General features: G+C 72.9%; 16 protein-coding genes. 10 read left to right on the top strand and 6 right to left on the bottom strand.

What is annotated here, in order from left to right; all coding sequences use genetic code 11:
• Window positions 1-86: 86 nt before the first annotated feature.
• The 5 genes from HOP40_RS19725 (at window position 87) to HOP40_RS19705 (ending at window position 6,519) form a co-directional block, all read left to right on the top strand.
• Window positions 87-2,912: a SpoIIE family protein phosphatase gene (locus tag HOP40_RS19725; protein ID WP_172160729.1), complete on the top strand. Its 2,826-nt coding sequence runs from the start codon at window positions 87-89 to the stop codon at window positions 2,910-2,912.
• Window positions 2,906-5,053, top strand: coding sequence for a SpoIIE family protein phosphatase (locus HOP40_RS19720; protein WP_172160727.1), 2,148 nt, complete (start codon window positions 2,906-2,908; stop codon window positions 5,051-5,053). Before HOP40_RS19725 ends, HOP40_RS19720 begins: the two co-directional genes overlap by 7 nt.
• Complete coding sequence (locus tag HOP40_RS19715; RefSeq protein WP_172160725.1) at window positions 5,050-5,376, top strand: STAS domain-containing protein; 327 nt, start codon at window positions 5,050-5,052, stop codon at window positions 5,374-5,376. Before HOP40_RS19720 ends, HOP40_RS19715 begins: the two co-directional genes overlap by 4 nt.
• Window positions 5,376-5,768: an ATP-binding protein gene (locus HOP40_RS19710; protein ID WP_338053076.1), complete on the top strand. Its 393-nt coding sequence runs from the start codon at window positions 5,376-5,378 to the stop codon at window positions 5,766-5,768. Before HOP40_RS19715 ends, HOP40_RS19710 begins: the two co-directional genes overlap by 1 nt.
• Before the next feature lie 337 nt (window positions 5,769-6,105).
• Window positions 6,106-6,519, top strand: coding sequence for a copper chaperone PCu(A)C domain-containing protein (locus tag HOP40_RS19705; RefSeq protein ID WP_172160721.1), 414 nt, complete (start codon window positions 6,106-6,108; stop codon window positions 6,517-6,519).
• A 1,544-nt stretch (window positions 6,520-8,063) separates the two neighbouring features.
• Here HOP40_RS19705 and HOP40_RS19700 read toward each other — a convergent pair.
• The gene (locus HOP40_RS19700) at window positions 8,064-8,390 is read right to left on the bottom strand and encodes a tyrosine-type recombinase/integrase (RefSeq protein WP_172160719.1); all 327 of its coding nucleotides are present in this window, start codon (window positions 8,388-8,390) and stop codon (window positions 8,064-8,066) included.
• A gap of 96 nt (window positions 8,391-8,486) precedes the next feature.
• Between HOP40_RS19700 and HOP40_RS19695 the strand changes: the two genes are divergently transcribed.
• Window positions 8,487-8,897 (top strand): ester cyclase, encoded by a 411-nt coding sequence (locus HOP40_RS19695; RefSeq protein ID WP_172160717.1) that lies wholly within the window; start codon window positions 8,487-8,489, stop codon window positions 8,895-8,897.
• A 119-nt stretch (window positions 8,898-9,016) separates the two neighbouring features.
• Here the strand turns inward: HOP40_RS19695 and HOP40_RS19690 are convergent, their stop codons facing one another.
• Complete coding sequence (locus HOP40_RS19690) at window positions 9,017-9,313, bottom strand: antibiotic biosynthesis monooxygenase family protein (protein ID WP_205346828.1); 297 nt, start codon at window positions 9,311-9,313, stop codon at window positions 9,017-9,019.
• 539 nt (window positions 9,314-9,852) lie between these two features.
• On the opposite strand from HOP40_RS19690, the gene HOP40_RS19685 reads away from it, so the two are divergent.
• The 3 genes from HOP40_RS19685 (at window position 9,853) to HOP40_RS19675 (ending at window position 12,832) form a co-directional block, all read left to right on the top strand.
• Complete coding sequence (locus HOP40_RS19685; protein WP_172160713.1) at window positions 9,853-11,289, top strand: amidase; 1,437 nt, start codon at window positions 9,853-9,855, stop codon at window positions 11,287-11,289.
• Between the two features lie 73 nt (window positions 11,290-11,362).
• Window positions 11,363-12,346, top strand: a complete 984-nt coding sequence (locus tag HOP40_RS19680; protein ID WP_172160711.1) for a helix-turn-helix transcriptional regulator — start codon at window positions 11,363-11,365, stop codon at window positions 12,344-12,346.
• Window positions 12,347-12,388: 42 nt separating this feature from the next.
• A complete protein-coding gene (locus tag HOP40_RS19675; RefSeq protein ID WP_172160709.1) occupies window positions 12,389-12,832 on the top strand; it encodes a hypothetical protein in 444 nt (147 codons plus the stop codon).
• Window positions 12,833-12,848: 16 nt separating this feature from the next.
• Here the strand turns inward: HOP40_RS19675 and HOP40_RS19670 are convergent, their stop codons facing one another.
• Together HOP40_RS19670 and HOP40_RS19665 are read right to left on the bottom strand one after the other, a co-directional pair.
• Window positions 12,849-13,838, bottom strand: coding sequence for an IS481 family transposase (locus tag HOP40_RS19670; protein ID WP_172160707.1), 990 nt, complete (start codon window positions 13,836-13,838; stop codon window positions 12,849-12,851).
• A gap of 132 nt (window positions 13,839-13,970) precedes the next feature.
• On the bottom strand, window positions 13,971-14,669 hold the full coding sequence (locus HOP40_RS19665; RefSeq protein WP_205346827.1) for a FadR/GntR family transcriptional regulator: 699 nt from the start codon (window positions 14,667-14,669) through the stop codon (window positions 13,971-13,973).
• Window positions 14,670-14,739: 70 nt separating this feature from the next.
• Between HOP40_RS19665 and HOP40_RS19660 the strand changes: the two genes are divergently transcribed.
• Window positions 14,740-15,492, top strand: coding sequence for a gamma-glutamyl-gamma-aminobutyrate hydrolase family protein (locus tag HOP40_RS19660; RefSeq protein WP_172160703.1), 753 nt, complete (start codon window positions 14,740-14,742; stop codon window positions 15,490-15,492).
• A gap of 54 nt (window positions 15,493-15,546) precedes the next feature.
• On the opposite strand, the gene HOP40_RS19655 is transcribed toward HOP40_RS19660, so the two are convergent.
• On the bottom strand, window positions 15,547-16,617 hold the full coding sequence (locus HOP40_RS19655) for a Glu/Leu/Phe/Val dehydrogenase dimerization domain-containing protein (protein WP_172160701.1): 1,071 nt from the start codon (window positions 16,615-16,617) through the stop codon (window positions 15,547-15,549).
• Between the two features lie 36 nt (window positions 16,618-16,653).
• Window positions 16,654-18,096: an aldehyde dehydrogenase family protein gene (locus tag HOP40_RS19650; RefSeq protein WP_172160699.1), complete on the bottom strand. Its 1,443-nt coding sequence runs from the start codon at window positions 18,094-18,096 to the stop codon at window positions 16,654-16,656.
• Window positions 18,097-18,098: the final 2 nt, after the last annotated feature.

Below are 18,098 nucleotides of genomic sequence, written 5' to 3'. Positions count from 1 at the left end.
CGCGTTGCGCGGTCGTTCGCGCCCTCGTCCGATGAGCGCGTGTTCCCCGCGCCCCCTGGACCCTGTCCGTCGTCCTGGGAAGGCCGATGACGACGGCTCCCGGGGCCGAGGACGCCACGGCTGACGCCGGACACCAGGAACAGGTGGCGGGCGCGGGCGCCGACCGGCCCATCGTCCTGGTCGTCGATGATGACCCACGGCGACGCAGCCTCGTCGCGAGCCTGCTCGATCCGCACTGCACGGTTCTCGTCGGGCACGACGGGGCCGACGCGTTGGAGGTCGTCGGGCGGCACGCGGTCGACGTGCTGGTGCTCGGATCCACCAGGTCCGGCCTGCTCACCGAGCTCCGCGCGCGGCCCGCGTCGGCAGCGGTGCCGGCGATCCTGCTGACGTGCCGGGCGGAGGAGGACGCCGTGCTGCAGGGGCTGCAGTCAGGCGTGGACGATCTGCTCTCCGTGCCCTCGTCCGCCCACGGCGTGCTGACCGGTCTGCGATCAGCCCTCGATGTGGCGCGCTCGGACCACCTCGACCGGGCTTGGCGCAGCGCGGTGCTCGCCGCAAGCCAGGAGGGCTGCTGCGTCGTGGACGGCGCCCGCGGGGCGATCGTCTCGGCCAACGCGGCCGCGACCGATCTGCTCGGCCTGCAGCCCGAGGACCTCCCGTTCGGTCCGCCGCTCCCCTTCCTCCCGGCGGCCGAGGAGGACCCGGAGGGGTCCGCCATGGTCGAGTCGGCGTGGACGCGCGCGTCGACCGAGGAACGCGGGCGCGCCGTCGTGCCGCTGCGGCACGCCACGACCCGGGCCCGCATCTGGGTGTCCATCTCCTACATCGCGCTACCGGACCGCAGCCGTGGAGGCCGGTCCTACCTCGCGACGCTGCACGATGTGACCGCCGCCCGGCGCGCCACCGAGCGCGACGCGCTGCTGGCCCGGGCAGCGGCGCTACTGACCGAACCGGGTCCGCTCACCGAGCGGCTGCGACAGCTCATCCCGATCATCGCCCGCGTACTGGGCGGGCGGGTCGCGGTGGAACTGCGCGGTCCGGACGGCCGCAGCGCACCGGTCGCAGCAGCACCGGTTGATCGGCAGGCCGGGAACGGGAACAGGCAGGACGGTGACGACCTCGTCGTGCCGCTGGTCGGCACCGACCGGGTGCTCGGGACGCTGCGCTTCGCCGGGCTCGACTTCGCGACCACCTCCGACACCGGCCCAGCCGAGGGATCCAGGGCCGATGTGGACGTGGCCGAGCTGCTCGCGCGGCGCATCGCCGCCGCGGTGGACGCCGATCGGGTCGCGGAGCGGGCCGCCCGGTTGCACGAGGTCACCACGGCCCTCGCCTCGGCAGGAACCCTGATCGAGACCGCCCGCGCCCTGGTCGACGGGGTCCAGCGGGCGCTCGCCACGAGCACCGCCACGGTCTACGCGCTCGACCCCGACGGCGTGCACCTGCACCTGGTGCACCGCGACGGCGAGGGCACGGCGAGTGGGGAGCCGGTCCTGCGGGTCGACGGCCCGGGCGCGGTGGCGCGCGCCGCGTCCGGGCACGGCCCGGTGTGGCCGCCGACCTCGACAGGGCCAGTCGCCGCGATCCCGCTCACCGTGGGCGAGCGCGTCGTCGGGGTGCTGGCCGTGGAGCGCAGCGGCTCCGGTCACCTCCTGCCCGACGAACGCGAACTCGCCGCGATGCTGGCCGGCCAGGCCGCGCAGGCATTCGAGCGCGCGGCGCTGGCCGATCAGCGGTGGCAGCTCGCCCGCGCCTTGCAGCGCGCTCTGCTGCCCTCGTCCCTGCCCGCGTTCGCGCAGCTGGCCCTGGCCGCGCACTACGAGCCCGCGCAGCGGGAGTTCGAGGCCGGCGGCGACTGGTACGACGTGTTCGCCCTCGGCCCGGCCCGGGTCGCGCTCGTGGTGGGCGACGTGGTCGGGCAGGGCCCCACCGCGGCGGCGGTCATGGGCCAGCTGCGCAGCGTCGTGTCGGCCTACCTGCACGACGGGCACTCACCCGCCCAGGCGCTGGAGGGCCTGGACCGCACCGCGCGACGCATACCCGGCGCCCGGGGCAGCACGGCGCTGTGCCTGATCGTCGACACCGACAGCGGCGACGTGGCCTGGTCGGCGGCAGGACACCTACCGCCCCTGCTTGCCGGGCCCGACGGCACCCGGTTCGCGCACGGGGGGGAGGGCGCACTGCTCGGGGTGTCCGGCCGCGCACCCTACTGCGAGGGCCACGAGACCGTCGTCGCGGGCACGACGATCGCCCTGTACACCGACGGGCTCGTCGAGCGGCGCGGCCAGGTCGTCGACGACGGGCTGCAACGGTTCGCTGCCGTGGCCGAACGAGGCCACCAGCGCCCTTCCGGAGAACTGCTCGATCTGCTTCTCGCCGAGGTCCTCGGCTCCGACACCGGCGACGACGTGGCACTCGTCCTCGCGCGGCTCGTGCCCCGCCCGCTCGAACGGAGCCTCGACGCCGACCCTCTGCTCCTCCCCGGGCTGCGGCACGACGTACACGCCTGGGCTGTCACCGCGGGCATGTCCGAGGACGGCGCCGACGACCTCCAGCTGGCCCTGAGCGAGGCAGTCACCAACTGCGTCGAGCACGCCTACGCCGGGGGTACCGGCGAGATCCGCTGCCGGGTGCACCGCACTGCGGACGGAGCGGTCGAGGCGAGCGTGCAGGACTTCGGCGCCTGGCGGCCGCCGCCGGCCGACCCCGGCTACCGCGGCCGCGGGCTCGCCGTCATCCACACCCTGGCCGAGCACGTCGAGCTCCACCCCACCTCGCAGGGCACCACGATCGTCTTCCGCGTCCCCGCGACGACCGAACCGCTGGCCCAGCGCACGCCGGGCAGCGGCGCGCCCCAGTGGTGGACGCGCCAGGAGACTCCCGGTCCCGGTACGGTCCCCGGATGCTGACCGACGTCGTCGAGCTCGTCGGCCACCTGCCCTTCCCGATCTGCGTCACCGCAGGCCCGGACCACGTGGTGCAGCTCCTTGACCCGACCGCGCACCGGCTGCTCGGGTCCGATCTCGTCGTCGGCACGACGGCACGAGCGTCCCTGCCCATCGGCGACGCCGTCCTCGCCGCGTTGGACCGGGCGTACCGCGAGGGCGAGCCGAGCCACGCCGGGGTGGAACCGGCCGCGGTGACGGTCGGCTGCGTCCCGATCCGCGACCCCGACGGCAGCGTGGCCGGGGTGTTGCTGCACGTCGCCGGCGAGGGGCACGACGGCCTGGGGCTGATCGACGCCGTGCGCGCCCGCCAACGGTCCTCCGCGCTGCAGCAACTCGCCACCGAGCTCTCCCGGGCTGCCACACCGTCGGCGATCGGGGCGTTGTGCGTCACCGCCGCCGTCGAGGTGCTGCACGCCGACGCGGCGGGCGCGTACTCCTCAGCCGGGCCCGGGCGCCTTGAGGTGCTGCACTCCCTCGGCTGGCCCGATGCCACCCTCCGGCAGTACGAACACCTGGTGCTGCAGCGCGGCCGGCCCCTGTCCGACGCCGTCCTCGCCGGCGAGCCCGTGTGGCTCGAGGACGCCGAGCAGTGGCGGCTGCGGTACCCGGAGATGGCCGCGGTGGGCACCTCGGGAGGCTTCCAGGCCACCGCCTGCATCCCCTTCCGGGTCGAAGACCGTGACCTCGGCGCCGCGGTGTTCACCTTCGCCCGGCCCCGCGCCTTCACCACCGGCGAGCGCGGGCACCTGCTGGCCGTGGCGGCGTTGTGCGCGCAAGCTCTGGACCGCGCCCGCCTGCTGGTGGCCGAGCAGGCGGCACGTGCCGCGGCCGAGCAGCAGCGCGACCGTATGACGTTCCTGGCCCGGGCCGGTCGGCTGATGGAGGCCCCGCTGTCGGTGCAGGAGCGCCTGCGGCAGCTCGCCGACCTGGCGGTCCCGACTATCGCCGACTGGTGCGCCGTGCACCTCGTGCGCGACGACGGCGTCGACCGGGTCGCCGTAGCCCACGCCGATCCGGACAAGGTGCGCTTCGTCGACGAGCTGCAGCACCGGTACCCACCCGACCCTCACGCGCCCGGTGGCGCGATCCAGGTGGCCCGCACCGGCGTGCCCGTGCACCTGCGCGACATCCCCGACGAGATGCTCGTCGCGGCGGCCGTCGACGAGGCGCACCTGGACATCCTGCGGGGCATCGGCATGCGGTCGGCCGTGGTCGTCCCGCTGGTCGTGCGCGACACCCGCCTCGGCGCACTCACCCTGGTGCATGCGGAGTCCGGCAACCGCTTCGACGAGACCGACCTCGCGTTCGCGCAGCAGCTGGCCGCGACAGCGGCCCTCGCGCTCGACAATGCACGGCTGTTCGAGCAGCAGCAGGCAATCGCGCGCACCCTGCAGTCGGCGCTGCTGCCGCGGAGCCTGCCTGCGGTGACCGGGTTGGAGCTCGCGGCCCGCTACGTCCCGCAGGCCGCCCATCCCGGGGCCGTCCACGTGGGCGGTGACCTCTACGACGTCGTTCCCGGCCACGGCAGCTGCGCGGTGACCGTCGCCGACGTGTGCGGCAAGGGTACCGAGGCCGCGGCGCTCACCGCGCTGATCCGGCACACCGTCCGCGCCGAGGTCGACCACGGCGTGCAGCCCGCCGAGGTGCTCCGCCGGCTCAACGCCGCGATGCTGCGCGAGCCCGGCACGGACCCCGCGCGGTTCGCCACGGTGGTGCACGCGCAGTTCGACGTCGGCGACGACGGCGCGTCGGTGCGCCTGGTCAGCGGGGGGCACGAACCGCCGCTGGTGCTGCGCGCCGGCGGGGTCGAGGTGCTCGACGCGCCCGGTACCCTCCTCGGCGTCTACCCCGATGTCGATCTGCTCGAGATCGACGTCCGGCTCTCCCCCGGCGAGGTGCTGGTGCTCTACACCGACGGCGTGACGGAGGCTCACGGAGTGGACGGTCTGTACGGCCCGGACCGTCTGGCGGCGGTGGTCGCGGGGTGCGCCGGACGCAGCGCGGAGTCGGTCGCCGAGGCCGTCCTCTCCGACGTCGCGGCCTTCCGACACGGCCCGCCGCGCGACGACGTCGTGCTGCTCGTCGTCCGGGCCGCACCGTGACCCAGCACGACGACGGTGACGTACGGCGGGTCGTGCTGCGCGGAGAGCTCGACATCACCACCGTGGAACGGGCCGACGCCCAGGTCACCGAGGCCGAGGCGAGCGCCCCGGCGGTGCTGCTGCTGGACCTGTCCGAGCTCACCTTCGTCGACTCGTCGGGCGTGCGGCTGGTGTTGCTGGCCGACGACCGGGCCCGGGCCTGCGGACGCCGCCTCGCGGTGCGCCTCGGCGCCGGTCCGGCGCTGCGCGTCTTCCGGGCACTGGGGCTGCTGCCCAAGCTCGAGATCATCCCCGAACCACCACGCAACTACGACACAGCGTGATGCCGGACTTCGCTGCCGCGTTGAGCGCGTCGATCGACCTGCCGACACACCCCCGCAGCGTCCCGACCGCGCGACACCTGCTCTCAGAGCTCCTGATTGCCTGGGACGCCGACCGGTTCCGCGATGACGCGAACCTGCTCGTCAGCGAACTCGTCACCAACGTCGTCCGTTACGTCGACGACCGGACATCACCGATGGTGCTCGAGGTTCATCTCTCCGGCCCCGGCCTCCGCGTGGCGGTGGTCGACTCGTCCAGCGCCCGGGCCGCACTCGTCGATCAGCCCTCGTCGGACGGCGGGCACGGTCTTTCGCTCGTCGACGCGCTGTCCGAGCGGTGGGGCACCGAGCCCTTCGGTGACGGCAAACGGGTCTGGTTCGAACTGCGAGGATGACCGGCGCCGGCTCCTGGCGCGCCGTCGCGAGCATCCCGACGGCCACGGACCCGGAGCACGCCACCCTCGGCTCACACCCTCGGAATCTTCCGTGTCGGTGAGGTGACGATCCGGACACAAGGCGCAGAGACGGCGGTCGACTGCTACTGCGACGCAGTGGCTGCGGGTACGCACGCACATGCAGAGCAACAGGAACGCCTCGACCTGGTGCGTACACGCGGTGGCGACGGCGTGCTGCGTCGCCGCACTCGCCGGTTGCGGGTCCGGCCAGCAGGCAGCAACAGCGACCCAACAGACGTCTTCCTCGGGAGCGGCCGCAGCAGTGGGGTCACTCCAGGTGCGAGACGCGCAGATCGCCTGGTCCGGTGAGGTGCCCGGCGACGAGGTCTACGCGGTGGGCGAGGACGCGCCGCTGCAGCTCACCATCGTCAACACCACCGACGCCGGACTGGACGGAAGCGACACCCTGGTCTCGTTGTCCAGCCCGATCGCGTCATCGGGACGCATCGTCGGGAACGCCACCATCCCTGACGGGCAGGTGCTCGCCGCAGGCTACGACCAGCCGGTGGCGTCCATCGTCACCGAAGGCACCCGCGAGGTGGAACTCGCCCTACTCGACCTCACAGCGCCGGTCCGGGCCGGCATGACCTACCCGGTGGTGCTCACGTTCGCCCGCGCCGGCGAGCTGCGCCTGCAGATCGGCGTCGAGAATCCGTCGATCCTGCCACCCAGGGCCGACGACGACGCCTAGCTGCCGTGACCACCCACGTACAACCCGATCCCGTCACGGAGTGACAGCGCAACCGCACACGATCCCGTGGTCCTTGAGGTCGGGGCCGCAGCCACGTCGGCCCGGCGATCAGGTACCCGACGCGCACCATCCGCTCCCACACCAGGTGGGACGGGATGCCGTGCGCCGCGGTCACGGCCTGGTCGTGCGCCCTCCGGCACGCGGTCGCGTCCCTTGCACCAGCAACCGCAGCTCCGACGCCCGCTCGCGCAGCTGCAGCTTCAACCGGTCAAGGAACTCCACCGGCAGCGGGTCGTCACCGGACGGCCCGCGGCCCGCGATCCCGGAGAGCCGGTCGCTGACCGCCCGGCCGAGCCCGACCGCCGCACCCGCACGCCGTCGCGGCTCCCCCACCGCGACCACAGACAGCACCGTCAACCGGCTGACGAACAACCCGACACGTCGACGATCACGGCGTCGAGGACGGGCTCGGTCAGCAGCGCGACCCGCCCGCCGACTTCGGACGGATGCCCCACTGCCGCCCACCGCGCCCACCGCGCCCACCGAGACGTTGCTGATGCCCAGCTCCGCCGCGAGCCAGCGGGTCGACCACCGGCTGCGTCCATCGCAGGTGCTGCAGCGTGCGCACCACGACCACGGCCGGGTCCAGCGTGACCGGCCCCCCTACGCGGGGCGTCGCGCGGCGACGCTGCGGCCGACGGCAACGCCGCCTTCGCCACCCTCGAGGTCGACGGCCAGCGCCCCTCTGGGTCGTTGACGTCCTGACCGGCGGCGCCACCGACTTCGGCACCTTCAGCAACGACGTCACCGACCTCGCCGTCCTGCTCGACCAGTAGGAACTCCGACGCCAACGGCCCGTCCCCCGATCGCGGAGACGGGGCGTTCGCGTGTTCAGCGGCGGGAGGAGCAGACCGGGTCCGCCGAGCTTCCAGGAGTGCCGATCAGTCGGACACGAACACCAGGACTCCCCCAGGGCTCAGGCAGGTGGTGGCGCATCCGGCTCAAGGATGAATCGCGGCCTTCGATGCGGGTCGTCCACACACCGAGGTGACCGGGCGGGCGGCCACGTCGCGTACCCCCGGTGAGCCGAACGACTCCCCACGAGCCACGTCTCCCGACCCTTCACAGTCACTTCGGGCCACGATGATCACTGCTGTCAGATCGCGAGATCGTCGACGCAGCACCGACTGCACACGCGAGTCGGCGACGTCGACACTGCGCCATCGTGATCCGATCGGCTCAACACCGAGCGGAAACGCATCGACCACGCAGCTCGACCGGACGGTCCGTCATGACCACGCACGACCACGGACCAGCAGCGGTGAACACGTGGCGCTCCAGCAGCCGAGCAGCACGAAGAGATCAACATCTGGGTGACTAACTGGGTGACTACGGACCCGGATCCGGGGGGATTTCCGGGGACGCCAGGGGACGGCGCAGCGCCCTGACCTGCACATATGCCCTTGACGTGTCTTGACCCGGCCTTCTTGACACGGAAGAGGTCACAAGTTCAATCCTTGTATCGCCCACCACGTAAGGCCTGGTCAGAGCCCCATCTGGGGATTCGGACCAGGCCTTCTTGGCATTCTGGGCGGCACTGAGGGCCTAACTCCCTGACGCGGGAAGACGCGGTTCGTCGCGGTCGCGCCGTCGTCGATGACGGGTCGCAGCAGCTTGCGGTAGACGGCCTCGGTGACCTTCGAACCACCGGCGTGTCCGATCAGCCGGGCGATCTCCTCGATCGGCACCCCACCGTCCGACAGCAGCGACACGAAGCTGTGGCGCAGCTCCCGCGGTGACCACCGCCGGTCGTCCAGACCTGCTGCGGCGGCCACTCGCTGGAAGTCACGCCGTACGTTCGCCGCGTCCATCGCCGTCCCGCCTCGGTCGCGAAGACCAGGGCGTGCCAGCGGGAGGTCCGCGTACGTCGTCTCCTGGAGGCGGCAACGCTGTGTCACAGTGGGTCGGTGCTCGAAGCCAAGCAGGTCGCGCAGGCCTACGCCCGCTGGATCGCGGACGGCGAGCCCGACTTCCAGGCCATGATGCGGCCCGATCTGCACGATCACGTCAGCGGGCAGCGCGGGCCCGAGACATGGGACATGGTCTGGGGCTGGATCGAACGGAGCTTCGACGAGCGGACAGCGGAGCTCCACGGCTGGGGCACCCTCGACGACGGCCGGATCGCGGTCTGGGTGACCTTGCACGGCAGGCACACCGGCAGCGGGATGCCCTGGCTCGGAGACCGGGCGCCCAGCGGCGCGCAGATCGCCTGGAAGCAGCTCCACGTCTTCACCGTCGAGGGCGACCGCTTGACCGAGCACTGGGCGGTCCGCGACGACCTCAGCGTGATCGAGGCCGTCGACGCCGCCAACAGCTGAGCAGCCAGGGAAGCGAGCCTCCCCGGGGACCTGACCCGGGCGTGGTCACGATGCTGGGGCTGCCGGCCGACCAGGTGAGCACGGCTCGATCCGGTAGCCGTCCGGGTCGGCCGACGGCGTCAGGCCCGCCCCTCCGTCACGACCTCGTACCAGACCATCTCGCCACGACCCTCCTGCAACCCGTCCATCCTGGTGCGGGTCTCGGCGAACGTGTCGTCCTCGTGCCACGCCTCCCAGTCGGCCCGGCTCTCCCAGGTACCGATGACGGCCCGCTTGTGCGGCGCATCGAGCGGGATGGTCAGCTGCCCGCCCACCCAACCGGGGCGCTCGTGCGCCGCCGACAGTCGTTCCCGCATGGCCGCGTCCCACTCGGGTTCGCAGCCCGGCTTCAGCGTCACCTCGGTCACCACGGTCATCATCTGATCGCACCCCGTCCCTGTAGGTCGGACACCGTCCACGGACTACCACAGCGGGACCGGTTCGACACGGACCTCCATCACGGCAATGCACGCTCAGGGCGGTCAGCGGGCGCGGCGCAGTGGTCGGACACTGGTGTCGAGGCGACGGGGTCACTCCACGAATGCCGAGGTGGCGGGGCCGGCTCGGCCGGCCACGCGCGCGTGGCCCCAGGCGGACCTTCGAGTGCAGGACGAGCGTGTCGGCCAGCTGCCACTGCGCCCGCGTGATGAGGTTCAGGAACGGGGACCGGGTCGCGGAGGACCTCGTGCCGCACGGTAGCGCCCGGACTGTCGAGGGCAGACGGCGATCCGGTCGCCGCAGGATCTGGCGGCACCGCCGACCCCGTTGCCGCAGCGGACGTCGCTCGATGTTCCTGTCTCCTCCCCTGCGTGCTCCCGAGCTCGAAGTAGGGCAGATCTGCCCTGGGGACCGGCCTCCGGGTGGACGAACCTCGGAGACGGCAGCACGCCGACCGAGCATCGCCTGGGGAGACCGCATGAACATCGAGGAGTACGCCGAGCTGGATGCGACAGGGGTCGCGGAGCTGATCAGATCCGGCGCCGTTCCTGCCGACGAGGTGCACCAGGTGGCGGTGGAGGCGATCGGCACGGTGCAGCCGGAGATCAACGCGTGCGTGGCCGAGCCCTGGTCGAGTCCCCTGGACTACGACCGGACCGGGCCGTTCGCGGGGGTCCCGTTCGGGCTGAAGGACCTGGTCTGCCACGCGGCGGGCGTGCCGAGCAGGTGGGGAAGCCGACTGACGGGTGAGCGCGGGGTGGTCTTCGACCACGACTCCGAGCTGATGGCCCGCTTCCGCAAGGCGGGCCTCGCCACCACGGCGCTCACCGCCACACCCGAGATGGGCTACGGCGGGAACACCGAGCCACTGGTCAACGGGTCGACGCGGAACCCGTGGGACCTGAGTCGATCGGTGGGCGGGTCGAGTGGCGGGAGCGCCGCGCTGGTGGCGTCCGGCGCCGTTCCGGTCGCGCACGCGAACGATGCCGGTGGTTCCATCCGGATCCCGTCGTCGTTCAACGGAACCGTCGGGCTGAAGCCGAGCCGGGGCGTCGTCTCGCTCGGGCCGCACTTCGCCGAGGGGGCCACCGGTCTCGCATCCGAGTTCGTCATCACCAGGAGCGTCCGGGACGTGGCCGGGATCCTCGACCAGGTCGCGGGCTGGGTGCCCGGCGAGCGCTACCGGGTGCAGGCACCGTCGCGGCCCTACGTCGACGAGCTGTCCGCCGAGCACAGCGGTCTCCGGATCGCGGTCCACACGGACTCGTGGGCGGGGACCGCCGTGGACCGCGACGTCGTCGCCGCCGTCGAGTCGGTCGCGTCGGCGCTGCGGGACCTCGGGCACCACGTCGAGGCCGCTACCCCGACGTTCGACTACGACGAGTTCATGGTGGCCGAATGCCGCTTCTGGGCGACCTTCGCCAAGGACTGCGTGGTCGCGGCGAGTGCCCTGTCCGGTCTCGCGCCCGGTCCGGAGACGCTCGAGGCGAGCACTCTCGCCGGGTACGAGGCCGGGCTGCGGATGACCGCGCCGCAGTTGTCGGAGGCCCTGGACATCCAGAACCGCACGAGCCGCGCCCTGGGGGAGTTCTTCACCCGCTACGACCTGATCATCACGCCGACGACCAACTCGCCCGCGTTGCCCCTCGGGTTCCTCGACCACGACGACGACACGATCAGCGCCGAGGAGTGGACGCACGAGTTCCACGACCACCTCTCGTTCACACCGCTGTTCAACCAGACCGGGACACCCGCGATCAGCCTGCCGCTGGGGCAGTCCTCGACGGGTCTTCCGATCGGGGTGCAGCTCGCTGCCGACATGTGCCAGGAGCCGCTGCTCATCGCCGTGTCCGCCCAGCTCGAACGGGCCATGCCGTGGAAGGGCCGCAGGCCGGCGGTGCACGTCTCGCGGTGACCGTCGACGGTGCACGGACCGGGCGGTAGCGTCGCAGACCGGCGGAGGGTCGACCTACGGCAGGGAGCCGGCGGTGGCTGACGAGGGCGGGTACCCGGAGTTCGGCTTCACGCTGGCCGACATCGCTGCGGGTGCCCTGCGCGGACGACGGCCGGACGTCCCCCTCCTCGAGCTCCTGAGCTCCGTCGCCCCGGCCGAGGCGGCGATCCTCACCCGGTGCAGTCGCACCTCGCACCTGCTCTACGCCGGTGCCGTGTTCGGTTACGGCCCCGGAGCGGTCGCACCGATGACCTCGCCCGAGTTCCTGAGCCGCGATCCCGCCTACCGGAGCATCCTGCGTGGCGGGAGCCGTTCGCCCATCCGGTCCTGGGTCGATCCCGACTACGCCTACGAGCAGAGTCCGGCGGCACGGGGCTTCCTGCTGCCGGCCGGCTTCCGCGGCGGCCTGTCGATGCGGTTGAGCACAGCGGCGGGCCACCACGTCGGTGACTTCCACATGAGCACGAAGGACCGGTTCGTGCCGTCCCCGGCGCAGCTGGCCGTGCTCGGCCGCTCGCTGGCGGTCGTGGCCGACATCCTCGACGACACGGCCACCGGCCCGCAGCAGCCGTTCGTCCTGGTCGACGACGGCCGGACAGTGGTCGTCGACGGGGCGCAGCAGAGTGAGTTCGCGCCTCTGCTGCCCTGCCTCCGCAGCCACGCGACCGCGGGCCGGTCGGAACGGAGCCGCTCGTTCCGGTGGCTCGGTCCCAGCCGCACCTGGTACCGCGTCGATCTCCACTGGTCCGGCCCGGGACTTCGGGCCGAGGCCCACCGCGAGACCCTGCCCCACCGGCTCTCCCACCGGGAGCTGGAGGTCCTCGACAGGCTCTGCACGGGGGCGACCAACGGCGAGATCGCCCAGCAGCTCTGCCTCAGCGAACGGACCGTCGCCCACCACGTCGAACGCATCCTGGACAAGCTCGCCTCACGCACGCGGACGGCAGCAGTGGCCATCGCCGTCCAGGAAGGACTGACACTCTGCCCCGCCGTCGCACCTCGTCGTCCACGGCCTTGACCGCGGCGAGGTCGCCGCGGCCGGGCGGGCTAGCGTGCCGGGATGAGCCTCCTCGAGACCGTCGCCGAGCGCGACGGCTGGCGGTGCTGGGTGTGCGACGAGCCGGTCGACCCGGACATGTCGGTGAACGACCCCCGCGGACCCAGCGTCGACAGCCGGACCGCCGACCGGAAGGCGAAGATCGCCGAGCGGCTCGCGCACCGCGGGTGCAACACCCGCAAGGGCGCGGTCACGGTCGTCATCGCCTGGCCGGACCACCTGTACGTGGTCGACCCCGCACCGCTGATCACCGTCGCCGGGCGGCTGGAGCGCAAGGGCGGACGCGAGCTGGTGGCCCGCTGTCCGACCGAGCACGATGCCCAGCAGGCTGCGGAGTGGCTGGTGGACCGCTTCTCCCGACTGGTCCCGGGGTTGCCGGTGAGCGCCGGGATCACGGCGGGCGGCGGTCAGTTCCTCGTCACCCTGGTCGCCGGCCGCCGTCGCTGACCGGGATCGCGAGGGACTAGGTGTACTGATCGGACAGGTTGGTCAACCTGGTGATCGGTGGGTGTCCGCCGCAGGCGGTGTGGGGTCGGTGATGGTTGTACTCGTGAATCCAGCCGGGTAGGGCTTTGCGGCGGTGGGTTTCGCTGGCGTAGAGCCGGCGGAACGCCCACCCCTCGACCAGCGTCCGGTGAAACCGTTCGACCTTGCCGTTGGTCTGCGGGCGGTAGGGGCGGGTGCGGCGGTGGCGGATCTCGAGCTCGGCGCAGGCCTCGCGCCACAGGTGTGAGCGGTAGCAGGCTCCGTTGTCGGTCAGGACCGCTCGGACGGTGATGTGGCGGGCGGCGAACCAGGCCACTGCCCGGTGTAGCACCGCGACCGCGGTGGTGGCGGTTTCGTCGTCGCATATCTCGGTGTAGGCGACGCGGGAGTGGTCGTCGAGGACGGTGTGCAGGTAGCCGGTGCCCATCTTGGGCTGGTGGTGGCGGTTGCGCGGCTTGCCCGGGGTCGCGGCTCGATGACGCTTGCCTTGGGCTCGTCCGACGAAGCGCCATCCGCCGCCGTCGGGGATGTTGCCCAGCTTCTTCACATCCACGTGGGCCAGGTCGCCGGGGTGGGGGTGTTCGTAGCGGCGCACCGGTTCCCCGGTGGCCCGATCCAGGTGGGAGAGCCGGTTGATCCGGCATGAGGTCAGGATGCGGTGCACCGTGGAGGTCGACAGCCCGAGGATCGCGGCGATCCCGACCGGGCCCAGGCGTTGCTTCCAGCGCAGGTGCACGATTTTGCGCACCGCCGGGGCCGGGGTCGCCAGCGGCGAGTGGTGCGGGCGGGAGGACCGGTCCTGCATCCCGGCCTCGCCCTCGCAGGCGTAGCGGTCGGCCCAGCGTTTCGCCGTCGGCCAGGACACCTGGAACCGTTCCGCGGCCCGGGCGACGGGCCAGTCCTGCTCGACGACCAGCTTCCCCAGGCGTAGTCGTGCGGTCGGGGTCAGCGCAGCGTTAGCGTGCACGGTGAGGACCTCCTGGGGTCGTGGTGTGGGTGCCGTCAGACAGCTCCACACCACCCCAGGGGGTCCTCACCTATCAAGATCAGTCAGACCGTGTCGTCACACGACCTCGACCAACGTCTCCGATCAGTACAACTAGGCCTCCGTGAACCGGGCGTACACCTCGGCGATCTCACGGCCCGAGTCGGCCAGGTGCGCCGCCATCCGTCGCTCCGCCAGCTTCGCGTTGCCCTCCGCGATGGCGGCCAGCACGCGACGGTGCGCCCGCTGCGTCGACGCGAGGGCGACGTCGAAGTCCAGCCGGTCCAGCGGTTCGAACATCGCGATCCGGGTCGCCTCGACGGCGGTGAGCAGCAGCGGCAGGTCGGCCATCTCCGCGATCAGCAGGTGGAACGCGGAGTCCAGGGCCCGGAACGTCCCGATGTCCGTCGCCGTGCCCAGCCCCTGCACCGCCCGGTCCAGGCCGGCGAAGCCCTCGTCGGTGAGGCGCTCCGCCGCGCGGCGGGCGGCGAGCGGTTCGATGCAGGCCCGGAGCTCGAGCAGTCCCTGGAGCTCCGACCACGGGACCAGCGGAGGCACGCGGCCGTCGGCCGCCGGGGGTGTCGTGACGATCGAGCCGCCGTGGACGCCTCGGCGCACCTCGATCAGGCCCTCGCCCTCGAGGACGCGGAGCGCCTCGCGCAGGGTCACCCGCGAGACGCCCAGGCGCTCGGCGTGCTCGCGCTCCGGCGGGAACCGTTCTCCGGGCGACACCCGGCTGAGCATGATGTCCCGCCGGAGCCTCTCCACCACCACCGAGTAGGCCGCGGGAACACGCACCTGGGGATCGGCCACGTCGCCGAGCCTATTCCGGAGCACCGGATCTCCGCCTCTCGAGGTCTTGTGGTCTAGAATCCATACCATTATGAGACCCGATCCCGATCGTCGCCCACCCGTCGTCGGCCTGACGGGCCGGCGCACGACCGCCTCGCGCATCGGCTCACCGCCCGGCTTCGCCGACGCGGTGGTGGAGGCGTACTACAGCGACTACGCGCGCTGCGTGGCGCAGGCGGGCGGGCTCCCCTTCCACGTCGCGGTCGACAGCCCGCCCGAGGCGGTCGCCGACGTGCTCGACGCGCTCGTGCTCTCCGGTGGCGACGACGTGGACCCGACCCTCTACGGCGCGGTGGCCGGCCCGAGGTCCACCGTGCTGGACCCCGTCCGCGACGCCGTCGAACTGGCGCTCCTGCGGGCCGTCCTCGACGCCGGCAAACCGGTCCTGGGCATCTGCCGCGGGGCCCAGCTCCTCAACGTGGCACTGGGCGGCACCCTCGTGTCCGACCTGCCGATCGGCGAGGGCGACTCGCACGCGTCCCACGCCTACCCCCGGGCCAGCCGCCGCCACGACGTCCACCTCGAGGCCGGCAGCGTGGCGCACGGTCTGTACGGCGGGCGGGTGGCGGTCAACTCCTTCCACCACCAGGCCGTGGACCGGCTCGGTCACGGGCTCCGGGTGAGCGGGCGGGCGGGCGACGGGGTCGTCGAGGCGATCGAGCTGGACGGCGCGCCCGTGCTCGGCGTCCAGTGGCACCCGGAGTGCTTCGCGGGTGACCCGGTGTTCGGCTGGCTGGTCTCCGCAGCGCGGGACACCACGTCCACCCTGGCCGCGTCGGCCTGACTGCGGAGACCGGTGGGACGGCGGACCCCGCGGGGACCGCCGTCCACCGCCGTCTCACGGGCCGGTGTGGAGGGCGCGCAGGCGGCTGACGCCCGCGATCCGCTCCTCGGCCAGCCGGTCCGCGGCCGCCGCGGTGGTGACACCCGTGGACGCGGCCAGTTCGAGGACCTGCAGCGTGGTGTCGAAGATGCCGGTGGCCCGCGCCTTGGCCCGCTCGGGGTCGAAGCCCCGCAGCTCGTCCGCGATCTGGATGACGCCCCCGGAGTTGACGCAGTAGTCCGGTGCGTACAGGACGCCCCTGGCCGCGAGCTCCCGGTCGATCCCCGGCTCGGCCAGCTGGTTGTTGGCTCCCCCGCACACGATCTCCGCCCGCAGCGCGGCGAGCGTGGCCCGGCCGATCGCCCCGCCCATGGCGCACGGCGAGTAGACGTCGAGGTCCCCGGCCAGCAGCTCCTCGGTGGAGTCGACCACGGTGACGTGCGGGCAGCGGGCGACCAGCGCGTCGAGCGCCGGGCGGTAGGGGTCGGTGACCGTCACGACCGCGTCCGCCTCGACCAGCAGCTCGGTGAGGCGGGACCCCACCTTCCCGGCTCCCGCGATCCCGATCCGCCTGCCGCGCAGGGCCGTGCTCCCCCAGCGGTGCTGCGCCGCCGCCCGCATGCCCTGGAAGACGCCCCACGCGGTCAGGATCGACGAGTCGCCCGCTCCGCCGTTCGCGACGGTCCGCCCGGTGACGTGGGGCGTCTCGCGCGCGATGACGTCCATGTCCGGGCTGTAGGTGCCGACGTCGCACGCGGTGATGTAGCGGCCGTTCAGGCCGTGGACGAAGCGGCCGTAGGCCCGCAGGACGATCTCGGACTTGTGCTTGTCCGGGTCGCCGATGACGACCGCCTTGCCCCCGCCGTGGTCGAGCCCGGCGAGGGAGTTCTTGTAGGCCATCGCCCTCGACAGCCGCAGCGCGTCGTCGAGGGCCTCCTGCGACGAGCCGTACGGGTAGAAGCGGGTTCCCCCCATCGCGGGCCCGAGCGCAGTGGAGTACAGGGCGATGACGGCCCGGAGACCGGACTCCTCGTCGTGGCACAGCACCACCTGCTCGTGCCCTGCGCCGAAGACCTCGTCGATCATGGTTCTCCTCGGTTCGATGTGGACGGTCGTGAGGGGTCAGATCGCGGGGTCGAGCAGGTCGGCGCCGAGCACCTGCTTGCCCGCGTAGAACTCCAGGACGTCGCGGTCGCCGTGCCCGCCCAGGCCGCTGCCGCCGAAGAAGCTCTGCGCCGAGTCGCGCGCCATGTCCAGCAGGCTGGTCCCGTTGAGCTTCACCTCGCCCGCGACGATCCGGGCACCGACCTGCATCCCCCGTTCCTCGTCGCCGGTGAAGACGTAGCCCGCGAGGCCGCCCCCGAGTGCGTTCGCCGCGGCCACCGCCTGGCGGTCGTCCGGCACCGGGCTGATCGCGAGGACCGGCCCGAACACCTCACCGGGGAGCCGCACGTCGTCACCGAGGAGCAGGGTGGGCGAGAGGAACCAGCCGCGCGGGGGCGTGGTGAGCGGCGCCAGGCGCCGGGCGCCCCCGGCCACCATCCGCTCGATCTGGTCCTCGAGAGCCGCCTTCCGCCCGGCGAACGCCAGGGGCCCGAAGGTCGTGTCCCCGGAGGTGCTGGGGCCCATCGCGATCCTGCCGATCTCCGCGACGACGGCCTCGACCAGCGGCTCGACCAGGCGGCTCTCGGCGAACACCGCGCGGGGCGCCTCGCACCACTGGCCGTTGAGCTTGGTGAACCCGGCGACCAGAGCCCGGGCCGTGGCCGGGACGTCGGCGTCGGCGAGGACCACGGCCGGGTTGTTGGACCCGAGCTCCAGGCGGAGCCGGGTCAGGTTCCCCCCGGCGGTCGCCGCCACGCTGCGGCCGGTCGCCGTGGACCCGGTCAGGGACACGGCCCGGACCCTCGGGTCGGCGGCGATCAGCCCCCCGACGTGCGCGCCCCCGTGGACGAGCCCGAACACGCCGTCCGGGACGCCCGCCGAGGTCAGCGCGCCCGCCACGACCTCCGCGCTCCACGGCGACTCCGGCGAGGGCTTGGCCACCACCGGCGCCCCGGCGACGAGGGCGTAGGCGAGGCTCTTGACCAGCACGGCGGCGGGTGCGTTCCAGGGCAGCAGCAGGGCCGTCGGGCCCCACGGCACGTGCCGCAGCTGCACGCTCCGCCCGTCGGCCTCGAGCCACCGGCGGGCGGCCTGCTCCTGCGCCAGCTCCACCGCGCGGCGGACGGTGTCCGGGAGGCTCCGCGCGAACATGCGGGTGAACCGCACCGGCACCCCGCTGTTGAGGGCGTCCAGCTCGGCGATCCGGTCGGCCACGCCCTCCAGACGGGTGGCGAAGGCGGTGAGCACGGCGGCGCGCTCGGCCGGGTCGGCCTCGGCCCAGACGCCGGACGCGTGCGCCGCCGACGCCGCGGCCAGCACGTCGTCGACCTGGGCGTCCGACGAGAACGCGTAGGTCTGGAGGACCTCGCCGGTGTTGGGGTCGTGGAGGTCGTGGGTGGTCGTCGCACCGCCGGCGCGCGGTGCGCCGGCGAGCCAGGTGCGGGGGACGGGGGTTCCCATCG

It is taken from the genome of Pseudonocardia broussonetiae, from assembly GCF_013155125.1.
In the GTDB taxonomy this organism is placed as follows: Bacteria; Actinomycetota; Actinomycetes; order Mycobacteriales; family Pseudonocardiaceae; genus Pseudonocardia; species Pseudonocardia broussonetiae.
Note: the sequence above shows the minus strand (reverse complement) of the source record. Positions and strands in the feature narration are given on the sequence as shown.

Coding starts and splice junctions, on each gene's coding strand:
- HOP40_RS19725 (WP_172160729.1), top strand. CDS start 87: ATGACGACGGCTCCCGGGGCCGAGGACGCCACGGCTGACGCCGGACAC.
- HOP40_RS19720 (WP_172160727.1), top strand. CDS start 2,906: ATGCTGACCGACGTCGTCGAGCTCGTCGGCCACCTGCCCTTCCCGATC.
- HOP40_RS19710 (WP_338053076.1), top strand. CDS start 5,376: ATGCCGGACTTCGCTGCCGCGTTGAGCGCGTCGATCGACCTGCCGACA.
- HOP40_RS19700 (WP_172160719.1), bottom strand. CDS start 8,390: ATGGACGCGGCGAACGTACGGCGTGACTTCCAGCGAGTGGCCGCCGCA.
- HOP40_RS19690 (WP_205346828.1), bottom strand. CDS start 9,313: ATGACCGTGGTGACCGAGGTGACGCTGAAGCCGGGCTGCGAACCCGAG.
- HOP40_RS19685 (WP_172160713.1), top strand. CDS start 9,853: ATGAACATCGAGGAGTACGCCGAGCTGGATGCGACAGGGGTCGCGGAG.
- HOP40_RS19675 (WP_172160709.1), top strand. CDS start 12,389: ATGAGCCTCCTCGAGACCGTCGCCGAGCGCGACGGCTGGCGGTGCTGG.
- HOP40_RS19660 (WP_172160703.1), top strand. CDS start 14,740: ATGAGACCCGATCCCGATCGTCGCCCACCCGTCGTCGGCCTGACGGGC.
- HOP40_RS19655 (WP_172160701.1), bottom strand. CDS start 16,617: ATGATCGACGAGGTCTTCGGCGCAGGGCACGAGCAGGTGGTGCTGTGC.
- HOP40_RS19650 (WP_172160699.1), bottom strand. CDS start 18,096: ATGGGAACCCCCGTCCCCCGCACCTGGCTCGCCGGCGCACCGCGCGCC.